This window comes from Sulfitobacter aestuarii (assembly GCF_042685005.1).
In the GTDB taxonomy this organism is placed as follows: domain Bacteria; phylum Pseudomonadota; class Alphaproteobacteria; order Rhodobacterales; family Rhodobacteraceae; genus Sulfitobacter; species Sulfitobacter aestuarii.
Genome location: NZ_JBHUMP010000064.1, coordinates 1 through 1,283 on the forward strand (window position 1 = coordinate 1; position 1,283 = coordinate 1,283).

Below are 1,283 nucleotides of genomic sequence, written 5' to 3' on the forward strand. Positions count from 1 at the left end.
TGATCCGCTTCAGAGCTCGGGATACATCGGGAAGCGTTTGCAGAGGGCCTCGACCTCGCCGCGCACCCGGGCCTCGACCTCGGCATTGCCCTCCGCGCCGTTCGCCGCGAGCCCCTCCACCACCTCGATGATCCAGTCGGCGATCTGGCGGAACTCGGCTTCGCCGAAGCCGCGGGTCGTGCCCGCCGGGGAGCCCAGGCGGATGCCGCTGGTCACGGTGGGTTTCTCGGGATCGAACGGCACGCCGTTCTTGTTGCAGGTGATATGGGCGCGGCCGAGGGCCTTCTCGGTGTCGTTGCCCTTGACGTTCTTGGGGCGCAGATCGACCAGCACCACATGGGTGTCGGTGCCCTGGGTCACGGTGTCGAGCCCGCCCTTGATCAGCTGGTCGGAAAGCGCCTGGGCATTGATCACCACCTGCTTGATATAGTCCTTGAACTCCGGGCGCAGCGCCTCGCCGAAGGCCACCGCCTTGGCGGCGATCACATGCATCAGCGGGCCGCCCTGGATGCCGGGGAAGATCGCCGAGTTGATCTTTTTCGCAATCGCCTCGTCATTGGTGAGGATCATGCCGCCGCGCGGGCCGCGCAGGGTCTTGTGGGTGGTCGTGGTGGCGACATGGGCATGGGGGAAGGGCGAGGGATGTTCGCCCGCCGCCACCAGACCGGCGAAATGGGCCATGTCCACATGCAGATAGGCGCCGACCATATCGGCGATCTCGCGCATCCGGGCGAAATCGATCTGGCGCGGGATCGCGGAGCCGCCGGCGATGATCATCTTCGGCTGGTGTTCTTTCGCAAGCGCCTCGGCCTGGTCGTAATCGAGCCGGTTGTCCTCGCGGCGCACGCCGTATTGCACGGCGTTGAACCACTTGCCCGACTGGTTGGGCGCGGCGCCATGGGTCAGGTGACCGCCCGCATCCAGACTCATGCCGAGGATCGTGTCGCCGGGCTTCAGGAGCGCCTGGAACACGCCCTGGTTGGCCTGGCTGCCGGAGTTCGGCTGCACATTGGCGAAGTCGCAGCCGAAGAGCTGCCTGGCCCGGTCGATGGCGAGGTTCTCGGCCACGTCCACATGTTCACATCCGCCGTAATAGCGCCGCCCCGGATAGCCTTCGGCGTATTTGTTGGTCATGATCGACCCCTGCGCCTCGAGCACCGCGGCGGAAACGATGTTCTCGGAGGCAATCAGCTCGATCTCGTCGCGCTGGCGGCCGAGCTCGTTGGTGACGGCGGCGGCGATATCCGGGTCGGTGGCGGCCAAGGTGGCGGTGAAGAAGTCGG

At 66.3% G+C, this 1,283-nt stretch carries 1 protein-coding gene; it reads right to left on the reverse strand.

Annotation, left to right across the window (positions count from 1 at the left end):
- Nucleotides 1–9 precede the first annotated feature (9 nt).
- Nucleotides 10–1,263: a serine hydroxymethyltransferase gene (gene glyA, locus ACFSUD_RS19580; protein ID WP_386376184.1), complete on the reverse strand. Its 1,254-nt coding sequence runs from the start codon at nucleotides 1,261–1,263 to the stop codon at nucleotides 10–12.
- Nucleotides 1,264–1,283 lie beyond the last annotated feature (20 nt).